At 73.2% G+C, this 17,790-nt stretch carries 17 protein-coding genes and 2 tRNA genes; 13 read left to right on the top strand and 6 right to left on the bottom strand.

Annotation, left to right across the window (positions count from 1 at the left end):
• Window positions 1-24 precede the first annotated feature (24 nt).
• The 10 genes from ACO1BR_RS29665 (at window position 25) to ACO1BR_RS29620 (ending at window position 9,348) form a co-directional block, all read left to right on the top strand.
• The gene (locus ACO1BR_RS29665; protein WP_426798172.1) at window positions 25-798 is read left to right on the top strand and encodes a GntR family transcriptional regulator; all 774 of its coding nucleotides are present in this window, start codon (window positions 25-27) and stop codon (window positions 796-798) included.
• A gap of 167 nt (window positions 799-965) precedes the next feature.
• Window positions 966-2,087 carry a TIGR03364 family FAD-dependent oxidoreductase gene (locus tag ACO1BR_RS29660; RefSeq protein ID WP_426798171.1) on the top strand — a complete coding sequence of 374 codons (1,122 nt, stop codon included), beginning with the start codon at window positions 966-968 and terminating at the stop codon, window positions 2,085-2,087.
• Window positions 2,081-2,833 (top strand): phosphonatase-like hydrolase, encoded by a 753-nt coding sequence (locus ACO1BR_RS29655; protein WP_426798170.1) that lies wholly within the window; start codon window positions 2,081-2,083, stop codon window positions 2,831-2,833. Before ACO1BR_RS29660 ends, ACO1BR_RS29655 begins: the two co-directional genes overlap by 7 nt.
• Before the next feature lies 1 nt (window position 2,834).
• On the top strand, window positions 2,835-3,986 hold the full coding sequence (locus ACO1BR_RS29650) for an ABC transporter ATP-binding protein (protein WP_426798169.1): 1,152 nt from the start codon (window positions 2,835-2,837) through the stop codon (window positions 3,984-3,986).
• Window positions 3,979-4,959: a 2-aminoethylphosphonate ABC transporter permease subunit gene (locus ACO1BR_RS29645; RefSeq protein WP_426798168.1), complete on the top strand. Its 981-nt coding sequence runs from the start codon at window positions 3,979-3,981 to the stop codon at window positions 4,957-4,959. Before ACO1BR_RS29650 ends, ACO1BR_RS29645 begins: the two co-directional genes overlap by 8 nt.
• Complete coding sequence (locus ACO1BR_RS29640; protein WP_426798167.1) at window positions 4,946-5,743, top strand: ABC transporter permease; 798 nt, start codon at window positions 4,946-4,948, stop codon at window positions 5,741-5,743. The genes ACO1BR_RS29645 and ACO1BR_RS29640 overlap by 14 nt, the downstream gene beginning before the upstream one ends.
• 79 nt (window positions 5,744-5,822) lie before the next feature.
• Entirely contained in the window at window positions 5,823-6,905 is a 1,083-nt protein-coding gene (locus ACO1BR_RS29635) for a 2-aminoethylphosphonate ABC transporter substrate-binding protein (protein WP_426798166.1), read from the top strand.
• 266 nt (window positions 6,906-7,171) lie between these two features.
• Window positions 7,172-7,951 (top strand): HAD-IIA family hydrolase, encoded by a 780-nt coding sequence (locus tag ACO1BR_RS29630; RefSeq protein WP_159503608.1) that lies wholly within the window; start codon window positions 7,172-7,174, stop codon window positions 7,949-7,951.
• A gap of 157 nt (window positions 7,952-8,108) precedes the next feature.
• On the top strand, window positions 8,109-8,477 hold the full coding sequence (locus ACO1BR_RS29625; protein WP_426798165.1) for a hypothetical protein: 369 nt from the start codon (window positions 8,109-8,111) through the stop codon (window positions 8,475-8,477).
• Window positions 8,464-9,348 (top strand): sortase domain-containing protein, encoded by an 885-nt coding sequence (locus tag ACO1BR_RS29620; RefSeq protein WP_426798164.1) that lies wholly within the window; start codon window positions 8,464-8,466, stop codon window positions 9,346-9,348. Before ACO1BR_RS29625 ends, ACO1BR_RS29620 begins: the two co-directional genes overlap by 14 nt.
• A gap of 287 nt (window positions 9,349-9,635) precedes the next feature.
• On the opposite strand, the gene ACO1BR_RS29615 is transcribed toward ACO1BR_RS29620, so the two are convergent.
• Window positions 9,636-9,709 (bottom strand) — tRNA-Lys (locus ACO1BR_RS29615).
• Window positions 9,710-10,354: 645 nt separating this feature from the next.
• Here ACO1BR_RS29615 and ACO1BR_RS29610 point away from each other — a divergent pair.
• From ACO1BR_RS29610 to ACO1BR_RS29600, 3 genes are all read left to right on the top strand, one after another.
• On the top strand, window positions 10,355-10,774 hold the full coding sequence (locus ACO1BR_RS29610) for an SsgA family sporulation/cell division regulator (RefSeq protein WP_426798163.1): 420 nt from the start codon (window positions 10,355-10,357) through the stop codon (window positions 10,772-10,774).
• A gap of 8 nt (window positions 10,775-10,782) precedes the next feature.
• Window positions 10,783-12,018: a hypothetical protein gene (locus ACO1BR_RS29605; RefSeq protein ID WP_426798162.1), complete on the top strand. Its 1,236-nt coding sequence runs from the start codon at window positions 10,783-10,785 to the stop codon at window positions 12,016-12,018.
• Between the two features lie 90 nt (window positions 12,019-12,108).
• Window positions 12,109-13,917: an AMP-binding protein gene (locus tag ACO1BR_RS29600; protein WP_426798161.1), complete on the top strand. Its 1,809-nt coding sequence runs from the start codon at window positions 12,109-12,111 to the stop codon at window positions 13,915-13,917.
• Between the two features lie 138 nt (window positions 13,918-14,055).
• On the opposite strand, the gene ACO1BR_RS29595 is transcribed toward ACO1BR_RS29600, so the two are convergent.
• The 5 genes from ACO1BR_RS29595 to ehuC form a co-directional block, all read right to left on the bottom strand.
• A tRNA-Lys gene (locus ACO1BR_RS29595) sits at window positions 14,056-14,129 on the bottom strand.
• Window positions 14,130-14,215: 86 nt separating this feature from the next.
• On the bottom strand, window positions 14,216-14,974 hold the full coding sequence (locus tag ACO1BR_RS29590; RefSeq protein ID WP_426798160.1) for an IclR family transcriptional regulator: 759 nt from the start codon (window positions 14,972-14,974) through the stop codon (window positions 14,216-14,218).
• A 516-nt stretch (window positions 14,975-15,490) separates the two neighbouring features.
• Window positions 15,491-16,270, bottom strand: a complete 780-nt coding sequence (gene ehuA, locus ACO1BR_RS29585) for an ectoine/hydroxyectoine ABC transporter ATP-binding protein EhuA (RefSeq protein WP_426798190.1) — start codon at window positions 16,268-16,270, stop codon at window positions 15,491-15,493.
• Between the two features lie 73 nt (window positions 16,271-16,343).
• A complete protein-coding gene (ehuD, locus tag ACO1BR_RS29580; RefSeq protein WP_426798159.1) occupies window positions 16,344-16,994 on the bottom strand; it encodes an ectoine/hydroxyectoine ABC transporter permease subunit EhuD in 651 nt (216 codons plus the stop codon).
• Window positions 16,991-17,737, bottom strand: coding sequence for an ectoine/hydroxyectoine ABC transporter permease subunit EhuC (gene ehuC, locus ACO1BR_RS29575; RefSeq protein ID WP_426798158.1), 747 nt, complete (start codon window positions 17,735-17,737; stop codon window positions 16,991-16,993). Before ehuC ends, ehuD begins: the two co-directional genes overlap by 4 nt.
• Window positions 17,738-17,790 lie beyond the last annotated feature (53 nt).

Genomic DNA, 17,790 nt, shown 5'->3' with positions numbered 1-17,790 from the left:
CGCCGCCGATGCGAAGATCGCCGGGTGGAGTTCCCGTACGGCCAGGAACCTGGCGCACCCATCCGGTCCGGCATTCCCGAGCACGGACGCATCCCCAAGTACTACGCGGCGAAGGTCGAAATCGCCGCACTGCTCACGGAGTTGGGCGAAGGCGAACCGCTGCCCGCGGAGCGTGAACTGGCCCTGCGGTTCGCGGTCTCGCGGGAGACGCTGCGCCAGGCCCTGCGTGAGCTGGTGCTGGAGGGGCGGCTGAAGCGGCTGGGGCGCGGCACGGTCGTCGCCGGGCCCAAGATGGAGCAGCCGCTGTCCCTCGCCAGCTACACCGAGGGCGTACGCCGCCAGGGCCGCACCCCCGGCCGGCACCTGGTCTCGCTGGACCGCTTCCCCTGTCCGCCGGCGCTCGCCGCCGACCTCGCGCTGGCGGCCGGCGACCCGGTCTGGCACATGGAGCGGGTGCTGCTCGCCGACGACGAGCGGGTCGGGCTGGAGAGCACCTACGTCGCGGTGGCCCGGGTCCCGGACCTGGCGGCCGACTTCGCACCGGACTCCTCCTTCTACGCCTACCTCCACGAGCGGCTCGGCATCGGCTTCGGGGACGCGGACGAGCGCCTGGAGACGGTGCTGGCCACCCCGCGCGAGGCGCTGCTGATCGGCACCCCCGGCGCACTGCCGATGCTGCTGATCCACCGGCTGTCGCGGGACACCGAGGGGCGCCCGCTGGAGCGGGTGCGGTCGCTCTACCGCGGGGACCGGTTCTCGTTCACCGCGCATCTGGGCACCCGGCCCGCGACCCCGTAGCCGCCCGGCCGCCGCGTGCGACGGCCGGGCGGCTACGGACGGCGGCACCGCGCCCCGTCGCAATATCACGGAAAGATAACGGGTCTAGGCCAACTTTGGACCCCTGTTCACCGTCCCGTCGCCGAACCGCCCCCCGCGGGCCACCCGCCGCCGCGACCGTCTGGGGCATGCGAGTCATAGTCGTCGGAGCCGGCGTGCTGGGAACCCTGCACGCCTGGCACGCAGTTGAACGAGGCCACGAGGTCTGGCACATCGAGCGGGAGGCCGAGGCCCGCGGCGCCTCGGTCCGCAACTTCGGGCAGATCTGGGTCAGCGGCCGGGCCGGCGGCGAGGAGTTGGCCACCGCACTCCGCGCCCGCGAACTCTGGGAGGGCATCGGCGAGCGCGTCCCCGGTGTCGGCTTCCGCGCCATCGGCTCGCTGACCGTCGTCCGCAACGACGCCGAACGCGCGGTCGCCGAGGCCGCCACCCGCCGCCCCGACGCCGCCGCCCGCGGCTACCGCCTCCTCGACGCCGAGCAGGCCCGCGCCGTCAACCCCGCCCTGCGCGGCGACTTCACCGGCGCCCTGTGGTGCGAACGGGACGCCGCCGTGGAACCCCGCGTCGCCCAACGCGCCCTGAAGGAAGCGCTGCTGGCGTCCGGCCGGTACACCTACCTCGGCGGGCGCGAAGTCCGCGAGGTGGTCGGCGAGCGCGCGGTCCGCGACGACCACGGCGCCACCCACCACGGCGACGTGGTGATCCTGTGCACCGGCGCCTGGCTCGGCGGCCTGGTCCGGGAACTCGTCCCCGACCTGCCGGTGCGCCGGGTGCGCCTCCAGATGATGCAGACCGACCCGCTCGGCGAACCGCTCACCACCTCCGTCGCCGACGCCGACAGCTTCCGCTACTACCCCGCCTACCGCGGCGACGCCCTGGACGCCCTCAACGCCGGCCAGGCTCAGACCCCGACCGCCGCCGCGCACAAGATGCAGCTGCTGATGGTCCAGCGCGCCGACGGCGGACTGACCATCGGCGACACCCACGAATACCGGGCGCCGTTCGCCTTCGACACCGTCGAGGAGCCCTACGAGCACCTCACCGGCGTCGTCGAGACGATCCTCGGCCGCCCGCTGCCCCGCATCCGCCACCGCTGGGCCGGGGTCTACGCCCAGTGCACCGACACTGCCCGCGTCGTCCACCGCCAGCAGGTCCGCGACGGCGTCTGGCTGGTCACCGGGCCCGGCGGACGCGGTATGACCTGCTCCCCGGCCATCGCCGAAACCACCGCCAACGAACTGGGATGGTGAGCCAGTTGACACCCCGTCCGAACCCCACCGCGCACGACCGGGACGCCGTCCGGCTGGCCGTCCTCGACATGGCCGGCACCACCGTCGCCGACGACGGCCTGGTGGAGCAGGCGTTCGACGCCGCCGCCCGGCACCTGGGCGTCGAGCCGGGCAGCCCCGCCCACGCCGAGCAACTCGCCTACGTACGGGCCACCATGGGCGAATCCAAGATCTCCGTCTTCCGGCACCTCTTCGCCGCCCCCGACGGCGACCCCGCCGCCACCGAGGACGCCGCCCGCCGCGCCAACCGCGCCTTCGAGACGGCCTACGGCGACCTGGTCGACGACGGCAGGATCACCCCCCTCCCCGGCGCCCGCGAGGCCATCGAGACCCTCCAACAGGCCGGCCGCACCGTCGTGCTGACCACCGGCTTCGCCCGCGTCACCCAGGACGCGATCCTCGACGCCCTCGGCTGGCGCGACCTGGTCGCGCTGACCCTGTGCCCCGCCGACGCCGGCGGCCGCGGCCGCCCCCACCCCGACATGGTGCTCACCGCCCTGCTCCGCACCGGCGCCGCCGACGACGTACGGCAGATCGCGGTGGCCGGCGACACCTCCTACGACATGATCGCCGGTCGCCGCAGCGGCGCCTCGGTCGTCGCCGGCGTGCTCACCGGCGCACACGACGCGGCACAGCTGGAGGCAGCCGGCGCCACCCACGTCCTCGGGTCGATCGCCGAACTGCCCGCGCTGCTGGGGGTGGTGTGAGATGCCCGCCCCCGCCGCCGCACCCGCCCGCCCCGGCCTTCCCGCCGCCCCCGCCCCGGCCTGCGGCATCCGCTTCGACGACGTCACGGTCGGCTACGGCCCACACGGCGGGCACGGTGAGAACGTTGTCCTCGACTCCCTCGACCTCACCGTCGAACCCGGCGAGGTGATGGCCCTCCTCGGCCCGTCCGGCTCCGGCAAGACCACCGCGCTGCGAGCCGTCGCCGGCTTCGTCCGGCCGGTGCGCGGCCGGGTGCTGATCGGCGGCCGGGACGTCACCGACCTCCCGCCGTACCAGCGCGGCATCGGCATGGTCGTCCAGCAGTACGCGCTGTTCCCGCACATGAAGGTCGCCGAGAACGTCGCCTTCGGACTCAAGGCGCGAAAGACGCCCCGCGCCGAGATCCCCGGCCGGGTCGCCGAGGCGCTGGAGATGACCGGCATGGCCGGCTACGCCGACCGGCACCCCCGGGAGCTGTCCGGCGGCCAGCAGCAGCGCGTCGCCATCGCCCGCGCGCTCGCCATCCGCCCCCGCGTCCTGCTGCTGGACGAACCGCTGTCCGCGCTCGACGCCCGGCTCCGCTCCGACATGCTCGCCGAACTCGCCCGCCTGCACCGCGAGTTGCCCGACGTCACCATCCTCTACGTCACCCACGACCAGGTCGAGGCGCTGACCCTGGCCGACCGGATCGCCGTCCTGGACAACGCCCGGCTGCGCGACTGCGGCACCCCGCAGCAGCTCTACCGCAGCCCGCGCACCGAGTTCACCGCCTCGTTCGTGGGCACCGCGAACCTGCTGCCGGTGACCGTACGCGACGGCGGGGCGGAGTTCGACGGCCGGCCGCTGACCGTAACCGTCGGCGACGCCGCACCCGGAGCCACCGCCACCCTCTGCGTCCGCCCGCACCTCGTCGGCCTCGGCCCGAGCCCGGCGCCCGGCGGCAACACCCTGCACGGCACGGTCACCGAGATCCAGTGGCGCGGCGCCACCCACCGGCTGTACGTCGCGGCCCACGGCCACCGGATCACGGCCGACGTCCGCGAACTGCGCGAACCCCCGGCGCTCGGCACCGAGATCGCCCTGCACTTCGCCCCGGAGGACGCCGTCCTCATCCCGGCGGGCCTCGCGGCGGACGGGGCGCCGCATGCCTGAACACCAGCCCCGCACCCACCCCCGCCGCACCGCGGCCCTCTGGGCGCTGCCGCCGGCCGCCGCCCTCGGCCTGGTCTTCCTCTACCCGCTCGCCCTGGTGGTGGCCCAGTCCTTCACCCCCGAGAACGGCGCGGCGGCCTCCACCGCCCCCTACGCCGCCGTCCTCGCCACGGCCTCCTTCCAGGGCGCGCTCACCACCACCGTGCTCCTCGCGGCCGGCGCCACCCTCGGCGCCCTGCTGCTCGGCCTCGCGCTCTCCCTCGTCATCGCCTTCGTCCCGTTCCCCGGCGGCCGGGCCCTGGCCCGCTTCATCGACGTCTTCCTGGCCTTCCCGTCCTTCCTGATCACCCTCGCCCTGCTGTTCCTCTACGGCACCGCCGGCATCGCCAACGGCCTGTGGACGGACCTCACCGGCGCCGCCCACGGCCCGCTGGACTTCCTGCACACCCCCTGGGGCGTCCTGCTGGCCGAGGTCACCTCCTTCACGCCGTTCGTGATGCGCCCCCTGCTCGCCGCGTTCTCCCAGGTGGAGACCGGCCAGCTGGAGGCCGCCGCCTCCCTGGGCGCGCGGCCGTGGCGCATCGTGCGCACGGTGATCCTCCCGGAGGCGCTGCCCTCGCTCGCGGCCGGCGGGGCACTCGTCCTCGTCCTGAGCCTCAACGAGTTCGGGATCGTCCTGTTCACCGGCGCCAAGAACGTCGTCACCCTGCCGGTGCTCGTCTACAGCAAGGCGATCCTCGACGGCGACTACACCGGCGCCTGCGTCGTCGCGGTCGTCAACGTCGCGCTGTCCGCCGCGCTCTACGCCCTCTACCGGACGGCCGTCTCCCGTACCGCCGCCGGCCGGGGCACCTCCCGCACCGCCCGGCCCCGCACCCGCCCGGACCGGTCCCCAGGCGACCGAACCCCCACCGGCCGCCCCCGCACAGACACCCCCGCCCGCACCGGAGCCGCCCACCATGCTCGTGCATAGCGCGTCCGCCCGAAGGGTCCTGTGGGCGGCCTTCTTCCTCCTCTTCCTGCCCGTCTTCGCCCTCCCGCTCCTGGTGATCGCCGCCGCCTCCCTCGCCGCCGACTGGAGCGGCGCCCTCCCCTCCCACCTCACCCTGGCCCACTATCAGGACATCGCGCAGGGCGGCGCCCCCACCGCCCTGCTCACCAGCCTCCTGACCGCCCTCGTCGCCAGCGCCGCCGCCCTCGTCGTCGGCACCTGGGCCGCCCTCGCCGCCGAAAAACTCGGCCGCCGCGCCCGCCGCCTGCTCGACACCCTCTTCCTCCTCCCCGTCGCCGTCCCCTCCGTCGTCGTCGGCCTCTCCCTCCTCGTCGCCTTCTCCCGGCCCCCGTTCCTCCTCAACGGCACCCCGCAGATCGTGATCACCGCCCACACCGTGCTGGTCACCGCCTTCGCCCACCAGTCCGTGACCGCCGCACTCGGCCGCCTCGACCCCGCCTACGAACAGAGCGCCGCCGGTCTCGGCGCCCGCCCCGCGTACGTCCTGTGGCGGGTCAAGCTGCCGCTGCTACTGCCGTCCCTCACCGCGGCCGCCGGCCTGTGCTTCGCCCTCTCCATGGGCGAGTTGAGCGCCACGATGATGCTCTACCCCCCGGACTGGATGCCGCTGCCCGTCCAGATCTTCGCCGCCACCGACCGCGGCTCCCTCTTCACCGGCGCCGCGCTGGCCGTCGCCCTGATGGCCACCACCCTGCTCGTGCTCGCCGGCGTCGCCCGCATCCGCACCAGGGCCGGCTACCGCTGACCCCTGCCCCCCAAGCTCCCCCCACGCCCCCCCCCGCACGGCCCCAACTCCCCTCCTCACCACAGGAGTCACCCACACCATGACCCCGCGCCCCCGCCCCCGCCCCGTACGCCCCGCCCTCACCGCCGGCACCGCCGCCCTCGTCCTCGCCGGCACCCTCACCGCCTGCGGCACCGGCTCCTCCGCCGACCCCAACGCCAAGGAGATCACCGTCTACAGCGCCGACGGCCTCAAGAGCGAAAAGGGCGACGGCTTCTACGACAAGGTCTTCAAGGACTTCGAGAAGCAGACCGGCATCAAGGTCGACTACGTCGAGTCCGGCTCCGGGGCCGCCGTCCAGCGCCTGGCCCGCGAGCGCTCCAACACCAAGGCCGACGTCGTCGTCACCCTGCCCCCCTTCATCCAACAGGCCGACGACAAGGGCCTGTTGGACGTCTACCGCCCCCAGGGATCCGACAAGGTCGCCGCCGCCGACAAGGACCCCAACGGCAGATGGACCTCCGTCGTCAACAACTACTTCTGCTTCATCTACAACAAGAAGGAACTCCCGCAGCCCCCGGCCACCTGGCAGGACCTCACCGACCACCGCTTCGCCGGCAAACTCCAGTACTCCACCCCGGGCGTCGCCGGCGACGGCACCGCCGTCGTCATCAAGGCCCTGCACGACTTCGGCGGCCAGGGCCCGGCCATGGACGCCCTCAAGAAGCTCCAGGCCAACAACGTCGGCCCGTCCTCCTCCACCGGCCAGCTCGCCCCCAAGGTCGACAAGGGCGAACTCCTCGTCGCCAACGGCGATGTGCAGATGAACTACGCCAACATGAAGTCCATGCCCCAGCAGGGCATCTTCTTCCCCGCCGCCGCGCCCGGCGCCAAGCCCGCCACCTTCGCCCTCCCCTACGCCGCCGGCCTGGTCAAGAACGCCCCGCACGCCGCCAACGCCAAGAAGTTCCTCGACTACCTCCTCAGCACCCCCGTCCAGGAGGAGGTCTCCGCCATCGGCGGCGGCTTCACCTCCCGCACCGACCTCAAGCCCACCGACCCCAACGCCAGCGCCCTCGCCAAGATCATGAACGGTGTGCAGATCTTCCAGCCCGACTGGAACGACATCGACAAGAACCTCGACACCTACGTCAACGCCTGGAAGACCGCCACCGGCAGCTGACGGCCGACCCCGCTCCTCCCCACGTCCCCGGCGATCACCGGACCACATCCCCGGTGATCACCGGGGTCACCCGGCCGCCCGCTGACTTAGGCTGGGGCCCGTCGGCCATCCGTACGAGACATGGATCACGTCCACGCACACCGGCCGCGTCACCCCGTGACCGGCGGCGCCCCGGGAACCGTGCCCGTGCCCCGCCCGCGGAACCGGCCGACGCCCTGGCCAGCCCCTGGCCAGCCCTGGTCAACACGCACGGCAGGAGTCCGGAAGTGGCAGAGCGCAAGCCGATCGAGTCATGGCTCACCGACATGGACGGCGTGCTGATGCACGAAGGCGTCCCCGTCCCCGGCGCCGACGCCTTCATCAAGCGGCTCCGCGAATCGGGCAAGCCCTTCCTCGTCCTGACCAACAACTCCATCTACACCCCGCGCGACCTGCACGCCCGCCTCAACCGCATCGGCCTCGACGTCCCCTGGGAGTCCATCTGGACCTCCGCGCTGGCCACCGCCCAGTTCCTCGACGACCAGCGCCCCGGCGGCACCGCCTACGTCATCGGCGAGGCCGGCCTCACCACCGCCCTGCACGACATCGGCTACATCCTCACCGACCACGCACCCGACTACGTCGTCCTCGGCGAGACCCGCACCTACAGCTTCGAGGCCCTCACCAAGGCCATCCGGCTGATCAACAACGGCGCCCGCTTCATCGCCACCAACCCCGACGAGACCGGCCCGTCACGGGAGGGCGCGCTGCCCGCGACCGGATCGGTGGCCGCACTGATCACCAAGGCCACCGGCGTCGAACCGTACTTCGTCGGCAAGCCCAACCCGCTGATGATGCGCCACGCCCTCAACGCCATCGGCGCCCACTCCGAGACCTCCGCCATGATCGGCGACCGCATGGACACCGATGTCGTCGCCGGCCTGGAAGCGGGCATGGAGACCTTCCTCGTCCTCACCGGCCTCACCCGCCCCGGGGACGTCGAACGGCACCCCTTCCGCCCCTCCCGCGTCGTCGACTCGATCGCGGACCTGGTGGACCTGGTCTGACCCGGCCGGGCCGGAGCGGGGGAGGAGCCGAACCCGGCGCACCCCCGCCCGGCGGCCGGCACCACCGCCCCCGCCCACCCGAACGGCGCACCACCGCCCCGCCCCGGATGCGCCCGGCCGCGCACGGGCGGACCTTCGGAGTATCCGGAGGTGCACCATGCGCTCACCGCAACTCACGCTCTGCGCCGCGGTCGCCGCATGCGCGGTGACGACGGCACCCGCCCACACCGGCGACGAACACGGCGCCAGGACCGCCCAGGTCGCCGTCACCCCCGCCCCGGCCGCGCGCCCGGCCCTCGTCCCCGCCACCACTCCGGCCCACCCGGCCGAGGGCCCGGCACGGCCGCCCCGCCCGGCCACCGCCCCGAGCACCCAGCCCGCCGCCGCGCACCGCGAACTCAGCAGCACCTCCGCCGTCGCCCTGGTCCTGGCGGGCGGCGCCGTCCTCGTCATCGCCGGCCAACTGCTGCGCCTGCGGCTCCGCCTGCGACGCGAACGCCAGGGGAGCAGCGGTGTCGAGGAGTGAACCCACGCGCCGGGCTCCCCGGGAAGAACGGGAGGGCCGAGCGCTCCGGGAGAACGGGAAGCCGGAACACGGAAAGCCGGAACACGGAAAGTCGGAACACGGAAAGCCGGAACACGGAAAGTCGGAACACCGGAAGACCGCCGGCCCCGGCATCCGCCCCAACCTCCTCATCGGCGCCACCTGGGCCGCTTTGCTGCTGACGCTCTGGCTCTGCGACGGCCGCGACCTCGCCGGCGGCAGCATGGCCCAGCTCCCCACCACCGGAGACATCGCCGCCGTCGGCCGCCCCCACGCCCGGCCCCCGGCACCCGCCCGCCGCCACCGGGTCGCCGCCGCCCCCGCCGCCGAACCCACCCGGATCACCATCGCCGCCCTCGGCCTCCGGGCCGCCATCGCCACCCGCGGCCGGGACGGGAACGGCGCGCTGACCCCGGCGGCCTCGTCCCCGTCCGGCCCACCCGCCCACGGCGGCCCACCCGCCCCCATCGGCTGGTACGCCGCCGGCCCCCGCCCCGGCGAACCCGGCGCCGCCGTCCTCACCAGCGGCCCGGACCCCCGCACCACCGACCCCGCGGACCTCCCGCACACGACCCCGCGAGCCGCTCGGCACCGGCTGACCGGCATCAGACCCGGGGACCGCATCGACATCCAGCGCTCCGACGGCACCACCGCCCAGTTCACCGTCGAAGAAATCCAGGTCTACGACCGCGACCGCCTCACCGCCCACACGGCATACACCGCCCACCGGCCCGGCCGCTCCGAACTCCGGCTGATCACCCACGTCCCCGCCGGCAACCCCGCCCGGCGTCACCCCGCCCCGGTCGTGATCTCGGCCTACCTCTCCGGCGTCCGCCCCGCCCACCACACGTAGCCGGCCCGCACCGCAGCCCACCGAGCGCCCCACCGCTCACCCACGCCCACCACCGCTCACCAATGCCGCGCACGCACCCAAGCCCCGGGAGCACGGACACCGGGCGCACAGACACCGGAGACCGCACACATCCGCGGCACAGGCACCGGGACCGGGACCGTAGACACAAGCCGCGGGCGCGGGCGGGGGACTGAGGGCGTACACAAGCGCTCCGAGCGCGGGCGGGGTCCGGGAGAGCACACAAAAAAACCGAGGCCCCCCGCAATGCGAGGGGCCTCGGTCCTACGTGCGCCGCCAGGGACTCGAACCCCGGACCCGCTGATTAAGAGTCAGCTGCTCTAACCAACTGAGCTAGCGGCGCGCGCTGACGAGAAGAACTCTACACGAACTCCGGAGGTGGTCCGTACCCGAGATCCCGCCTCCCACGCATCGACCTCCTGTGATCCCTGCCACTCCCACCGGGCCCTGTAGTTGCCCACCTCGCCGCCCCCTACCTCGCCGGGATCACCCGCCACCCGGGGCGAAGGTCCCGCGATCTCGGGACCTTCTTCCGGGAGTTCGCCCCTATTGGTCTGTGAAGATCGAGTTCGTGGGCGTAGCGCGCCAGTTGCCCGTCAACATGCGGTATCTCCTGCCAGTTGAGAGGCTGAGGCGAACACCGAGGCGCACGAACGGAACGAGCAGCCCAGCCCGGAGGAGAACGGGAATGACAGCCCGGGACACGCCGCCGCACACGGCCGCGACGCCGCCGCCGACCGCACGCCGGCGCACCGGAGCCGCCCGCGCCCGCACCGCGGCCACCGCACCGCGGCCCCCGCGCCAGGCCCCGCCCCCGGCCGCTCACCGGACGCGTCCCGCCCCCGCCCCCGGCACCCCGCCGATCATGGCGTCCATCACTACTCCTGCGTCATCTGCAACCCCATCCCGAAAGCCGACGTCTGCTAGGACGCGAGCCCCGGCCCCGGGGCCCAGGGACTCGCCCCTTCGTCCGGAAAGGTTGATCGTCATGGTGTCGACAGCCAAGCGCACCCTTGAGATGCAGCTCCTCCTGGGGCCGGACGAAACGGTCCCGGTGGCCGGCCGGTTCAGCTACCGGAGCGACCGCCCCTACGAGGTCGAGGTCGTCTTCATCAGCCGTGGCGAGACCGTCGCCACCTGGCTGTTCGCCCGCGACCTGCTGCTCGGCGGGCTCACCGACGAGGCCGGGGAGGGCGACGTACGGGTATGGCCCGCCGGCCGCCCCGGCGGACCCCGCCGCGTCCACATCGAGCTGACCACCGACGACAGCATCTGCGAACTGTCGGTACGCGCGAGCGAACTCACCGCCTGGCTGGAGCAGACCGCGGCCATCGTGCCGCCCGGCCACGAGGCCCGCTACCTCGATATCGACGCCCATCTGGCCCGTCTCCTGGCGGGGAAGTGCTGATGACTCCCATGACGACGACCTCCGACAGCCGCCTCGCCATACGCGCGACCGCCCCGCCCGCCACGGCACCCCGTACCGCGGCCGACGCCGGCGCCCCCGGAGCGCACCCGCGCACCGTCACCGACCCCGCCGTCCGCATACCGGCCCAGGCCACCCCCGCGGACGCCGGCGCCGACTCCGTGGCCGACCCCGACGGCGCACCGGCTCCGCACGACCCCTGCACGCACGGCTTCCTTCCCGAGCGGCCCCCCGTGCGCTCCATGATCGGAACCTGGACCCGGCTCGACGCCATGGCGCGCGCCGCCGCGGTCGCCCCCGACCCCGAAACCGCCGTCGCCGTCGTCGAACGCGCCCACCGCGCCGACGAGTTGAGCGCCCTGCGGCAGCGCGTCTCCCGCCTCTCGCCGCGCAACGCGGAGGCCGCCGCGATGCGCGTCGCGGTCATCGCGGTGTCCTGCGGCTGGACCGCCCTCGACCCGCAGGCCCCGGCCGCCCGCCAGGTCGCCAACGACGGCTTCCTGGAACTCTGGGCCGCCATCGCGCACCGCATCGACCACGACCAGTTCGTCGCCCTGCCCACCCTCGCCCTCCACAACTGGGCCCCCGAACGCAAACCCCGCCGCCACATCCCCATCGACCAACTCGCCCGCACCGAACAGCTCGTCCCGATCGTGCGCTGGGCCGCCGAAGGCCAGCCGCTCAGCCGCCTGGACCGGCTGATGCTCGCCGCGACCCGGCTGGAGGCGCACGGCATCTGGCTGTTCCGCCTCGCCGACACCCTCGCCGGCCGCGCCCCCGACGACTCCTCCACCCCGACGGCACTGCGCCGCCTGGTCCGCATCCAGCACGCGCTGCGCGCCCAACTCCACTCCGAGGCCACGGAACTGGCGACGGCCCCGGCCACCGACCAGCAGCGCGCCGTCCTCGGCGCACTCGCCGAACAGGGCGCCCTGGAACCCCCGGTCCTCCAGGCCGCGGACGCCGTACTGGGCATCGGCGGCCGCCGCATGGGCGACGGCCGCCGCCAGCTCCTGCGCCGCCACCTCCCGGCCCAGCACCGCGCCTGGCTCAGCGCCATGGACCGCCACTGCGCCCCCGTACGGACCCTCGCCCACCGCGGCGGCCCCGACGCCGCCGTCTATCGCGAGGCCCAGGAATCCCTCATCGCCCTGCGCCGCACCTACAACGCGCTGGTTCACACCGCCGCCGCCCCCACCACCGGCCCCCTCCCCACCGCGGCCTGACCGGAGCGGCGGTCCTCCTGCCCTGCCCCCGTCCGGTTCCGTGCGGGGCGGGACTGTCTACCTGGCGCAACGTCAGTTACCCTGCGCGCCATGGCGGCCCACCACCCCCGCACCCTCGCCCCCCGCACCATCGCCGAGTTCGTCCGTGCGCAATGGGGCGACCACCGCATCGGGCTGAGGTTCGGCGAGTCGGCGCTCACCCGGCACCAGTTGGCCGCGGGTGCCGCCGCGCGGGCCGGGCTGCTGGGGGAGTTGCTGCCGCGCGGGGCGGAGCCGCACATCGGGGTGCTGCTGGACAACGTGCCCGAATACCCGCTGTGGATCGGCGCGGCGGCGCTCGCCGGGGCGGCCGTCGCGGGCATCAACCCGACCCGCCGCGGCCCGGAGCTGGTCCGCGACATCGCCCACACCGACTGCGCGCTGCTGATCACCGAACGCGCCCATCTGCCGCTGCTCGCCGCACTGGACCTGCCCGTCCCGCCCGGGCGCGTGCTGATCGTGGACGATCCGGCATACGAGGAGCTGCTCGCGCCGTACGAGGGGGCGCGGCCGGACGGGGTCGCCGCGGTGGCGGGACCGGGAGGCGGTGCCCGGGCGCCGGGTCCCGCCACCCGCCTGCTGCTCTGCTTCACCTCCGGATCCACCGGAGCGCCGAAGGCCGCCGTCTGCACCCAGGGCAGGCTGGCCGCCGCCGGGCACTCCCTCGTCCGGTATTTCGCGGTGCGGCCGGACGACGTCCACTACCTCTGCATGCCGATGTTCCACGGCAACGCGGTGATCGCCGGCTGGGCTCCGGCGCTCGTCGGCGGTGCGGCCGTGGCGCTGCGCCGCCGCTTCTCGGCCTCCGCCTTCCTCCCCGACGTGCGCCGGTACGGAGCCACGTACTTCACCTACGTCGGCCGGGCCGTGCAGTATCTGCTCGCCACCCCGCCCGCCCCGGACGACCGCGACAACCCGCTGCGCACCGGGTTCGGGACCGAGGCGGGCGCCGTCGACGCGGCGCGCTTCGCCGACCGGTTCGGGGTGCGGCTGGTCGAGGGGTACGGCTCCTCCGAGGGCGGCGCGGCACTCCAGCGCACCCCGGACACCCCGCCCGGCGCCATCGGCCGGCCGGCCCCCGGCGACGATCTCGCCGTCGTCGACCCGGCGACCGGCGCCGAGCTGCCGCGCGCCCGGCTGGACGCCGCCGGCCGGCTGCTCAACGGCGACCGGGCCATCGGCGAGCTGGTCAACCGGGGCCGCAGCTCCTTCGAGGGCTACTGGCGCAATCCCGAGGCGACCGCCGCCCGCACCGGTGGCCGGGCGGCGGGGCGGGTCGGTGCGGGCTGGTACTGGACCGGGGACCTGTTCTTCCGGGACGAGGGCGGGTTCTTCCACTTCGCCGGGCGTGCGGGCGACCGGCTGCGGGTGGACAGCGAGAACCTGGCCGCCGCGATGATCGAGAACATCCTCGCCCGCTACGCCCCGGCCGCCGGCGTCGCCGTCTACGCCGTCCCCGACCCGGTCGCCGGCGATCAGGTCATGGCCGCCCTCGCACTGCGCGGGGGCGCGGCGTTCGACCCGGACGGCTTCGCGGCCTTCCTCGCCGCCCAGCCCGATCTCGGTACGAAGATGGCGCCCCGGTTCGTGCGGATCGTCGGTGCACTGCCGGTGACCGCCACCAACAAGGTGCACCGGGTCGCCCTCCGGCGGGCCGGCTTCCGCTGCCCGGAGCCGGTGTGGTGGTCACCACAGGGAGCCCCCGGCGTCCCTCGCGCCCCCGATACCCGTGCGGCCCCGGCGGGCAGCGGCCGGCGCCCCCTCCCCGGTCCGTACTACCGCCCGTTCACGGACGAGGACCGCGCGGCCCTCATGGCGCAGTACCGCGATCACGACCGCGACCATCTCCTGGACCGGTGAGCGGAGGAGAGACAAAAGAGGAGAGAGGAGATGAGGAGAAGGAGAGAAGAGAGGGGAACGAGGAGAGGCCCCCGTCAGCAGTGAGCGGGCATAGCGAAGTGGGCGTTCCCGGTACTCCGGAAACGCCCACTTCCTACGTGCGCCGCCAGGGACTCGAACCCCGGACCCGCTGATTAAGAGTCAGCTGCTCTAACCAACTGAGCTAGCGGCGCGCGCTGACAAAAGAAATACTACCTGGTCGACAGGGGTGCTCGTGACCACGTCGGCATGGCCCCACGGGGCCGTGGTGCGCACCGCCTCAGATCGCCAGTGACAGCAGCACCGGCGCCGCCTTGCGGTTGAGGGCGTCGGCGGCCTGCCGCAGCCGGTGGGCGTGCTCCAGCGGCATCGACAGCGCGAGGCAGCCGACCGTCGAACCGGCCGTGATCGGTACGGCGGCGCAGACCGTGCCGACCGCGTACTCCTGGAGGTCCAGCATGGGGACCGTCGGCGGCTGGCTGTCGAGCTTGTGGAACAGCACCTTCTCGTTGGTGATCGTCCGGGAGGTGAGCCGGGCGGTCTTGTGGCGCGAGAGGTGGTCCATCCGGCCGTCGTAGTCGAGCTGCGCGAGCAGGCATTTGCCGACCGCGCTGGCGTGTGCCGTGCGGCGGAACTCGGCCCACTCGTTGACCTTGGGAGCCAGCGGCCCGTCGGCGTAGTGGAGGATCTTGACCTCGCCGTCGATGTACCGGCTGATGTAGACCGCCGCGCCGACCGAGTCGCGCAGCTGGTCCAGGGGGAGCTGGAGCTTGTCCCGCAGGGCGCGGTCGCGGTTGCCGCCCGAGCCCAGCAGGAGCAGTGACTCGCCGACGACATACGCGCCGTCGGAGAGCTGCTCGGCGTATCCCTCGCGCCGGAGCATCGCCAGCATGGAGGCGAGATGGCCTGTCGGCAGGCCCGTTTCCCGTGCGATCTGCACGTCGGTCACGCCGCCGGCGTGCCTGGAGATGGTTTCGAGTACGCGAAGTGCGTACTGCACCGAATGGAACGGCGCGGTCGGCTCGGGCTTCAGCGCCACGGTGTCCCCCTAGCAGGTTGGTACCGCTTGCGTCGTGACCGTCGTTGGTCACGGCCGCGGGTTCGCGGACCGCTCCCGGAACAACGGGGCTTGTATCACGATAGCGGCCAACGGGCTTCGATGGAGGGGGTCTTGACCGAAAACCGGACCGGTTCACGCGTCTGTGCAGGAGCCCTACACTCTGGCATATGCCCAGGTCATGGGATCGCGCGCCGACCGGCGGGAATGGCAGGTGAGGGATGCGGAGGCGGGCGGCTGACCGCCGGCGTTGACGTCCGGTGGTGACGACCGGAGTTGACGGTTCGTAGGCCGGATCCGACCGTACGGGCGCGAGCCCGGCCCGGGAGCCGGGCTCGCGCCGGGGGGATGTCCTGGCGCGCCCCCGTTGCACGGCTCGTCACACGGCTAGCGGACCGCGCTCAGGAACTCGCGGGTCCGCTCGTGCGNCGGCCCGGGAGCCGGGCTCGCGCCGGGGGGATGTCCTGGCGCGCCCCCGTTGCACGGCTCGTCACACGGCTAGCGGACCGCGCTCAGGAACTCGCGGGTCCGCTCGTGCGCCGGCTCCGTGAAGATCTGCTCCGGCGGGCCGAACTCGATGACCCGGCCGGCGTCGAACATCATCACGCAGTCGGAGATGTCCCGGGCGAAGTTCATCTCGTGCGTCACGCAGAGCATGGTGATGTCCGTGGTGTGCGCGATGTCCCGCAGGACGTCCAGGACGCCGGCCACCAGTTCCGGGTCGAGTGCCGAGGTCACCTCGTCGAGCAGCAGGACCTGCGGGCGCATGGCCAGGGCGCGGGCGATGGCGACCCGCTGCTGCTGGCCGCCGGAGAGCTGGGTGGGGTACTTGTCGAGGTGGGCGGTGAGGCCGACGAGTTCGAGGAGTTCGCGGGCGCGCTCCTCGGCGGCGTCCTTGTCGAGGCCGAGCACGTGCACCGGGGCCTCGGTGATGTTCCGCAGCACCTTCATGTTGGGGAAGAGGTTGAACTGCTGGAAGACCATGCCGATGTTCTTGCGGACCTCGCGGCTGTAGCGGTCGCTCGCGGGGACGAGTCTGCCGCCCTTCTCCTCGTGGGTGAGGTACCGGTCGCCCAGCTTGATGGTGCCCTCGTCCGGCTTGAGCAGCGTCATCATCAGCCGCAGGATCGTGGTCTTGCCGGAGCCGGACGGGCCGATCAGCGTGACGTGCTTGCCGCTGTAGACCTTCATGTCGAGCGCGTCGAGGACGGTGTGGGTACCGAACCGCTTGGTGACCGCCTCGAAGCGGATCAGTTCGGTGCCCTCGGCGGACGCCACGGCCTCGCCGGGCCGCGGCGCGTCCGGCCCGCCGCCGGCGTTCTTCGCGGGCGGCGTGTTCGGGGTGTTGCGGTCAGCGGACAAGGCGACGCTCCAGGGCTCGCAGGAGAAGAGAAGCGGGGTAGGCGATGAGGATGAAGGCGACGCCGACGACCGTGTACGGCTCGACGGTCTGGAAGGTCTGGGACGAGAACTGCCGTGCCTCGCCGAGCATTTCCAGCACCCCGATGGCGAACAGCATCGGCGAGTCCTTGAGCATCGCGATGACGTAGTTGCCGAGCGCCGGGGCGACCCGGCGGATCGCCTGCGGGAGGATCACCGCGGTCCAGGTGCGGCGGCGCGGCAGGCTCAGCGCGATGGCCGCCTCCCACTGGCCGGCCGGCACACCGTCGATGCCCGCGCGGTAGACCTCGGCGGTGTACGTCGAGTAGTGCAGGCCCAGGCCGATCACGCCGGTGGCCAGGGCGCTGAGGGTGATGCCCCACTCGGGCATCACGTAGAACAGGAAGAACAGCTGCACCAGCAGCGGGGTGTTGCGCACGAACTCGGTGATCACGGTCACCGGCCAGCGCACCGCCTTGACGGACGAGCGCTGCGCCAGCGCCCACACGAGGCCGAGCGCGAAGGCGATCAGGGAGCCCAGGACCAGGGCCTGGAGGGTGACCAGGACGCCCTTCCAGAACATCGGCATGAAGTGGCCGACCGCGGACCAGTCGAACGTCATCGTGCATCACCTTCCGCGGCGGCGCCGGCGCCCGTGACGGCCGGGCCGGTGCTCAGCCGGCTCCTCAGGGAGGACCGTGCGGCCGGGGCCTGGCCGACGCCCGCCTTGGCGTGGCGCTCCACCACCCGCATCCCGCGGGTCAGGAGGAACGCCAGGACGAAGTACAAGACCAGGATGATCGTGTAGACGGGGGCGCTGTGGGCGGTCGCGTTGCGGACCAGGGAGGCCCCGAACGCGATGTCGCCGACGCCCAGGATCGACACCAGCGCGGTGCCCTTGAGCAGCTCGATCAGCAGGTTGTTGAACGGCGGGACCATGCCGGGCCACGCCTGCGGCAGGACGATCTTCCGCAGCTGCTGGCCGGGCGAGAAGCTGAGCGCCACGCCCGCCTCCCGCTGCCCCGCGGGCACCGCCGCGATCGCGCCCCGCACGACCTCGGACCCGTACGCGCCATAGGTCAGGCCCAGGGTGAGGACGGCGGCCCACATCGGGACCAGCTGCCATCCGAAGCCGATCGGCAGCACGAAGAACATCCAGAACATCAGGATCAGCGCGGAGGTGCCGCGGAAGATCTCGAAATAGGCCCCGGACAGGAACCGCACGATCCACAGCCGGTGGGTGCGTGCCATGCCGATGCCGAATGCGACCGCGGCGGCCAGCGCCGCGCTGTAGACGGTCAGTTGGACGGTGATCCAGACCCCTTTGAAGAGGAGTTGCCACAGCCCCCAGGTGATGTCACTCATGCCGAGACCTCGCTTCGCTCGCCCTCGCATTCGCGAGGCACGCACCTCCTGAT

The organism is Streptomyces sp. YGL11-2, assembly GCF_050054615.1.
Lineage (GTDB): Bacteria > Actinomycetota > Actinomycetes > Streptomycetales > Streptomycetaceae > Streptomyces.
This window is presented reverse-complemented; position numbering and strand designations above follow the sequence as displayed.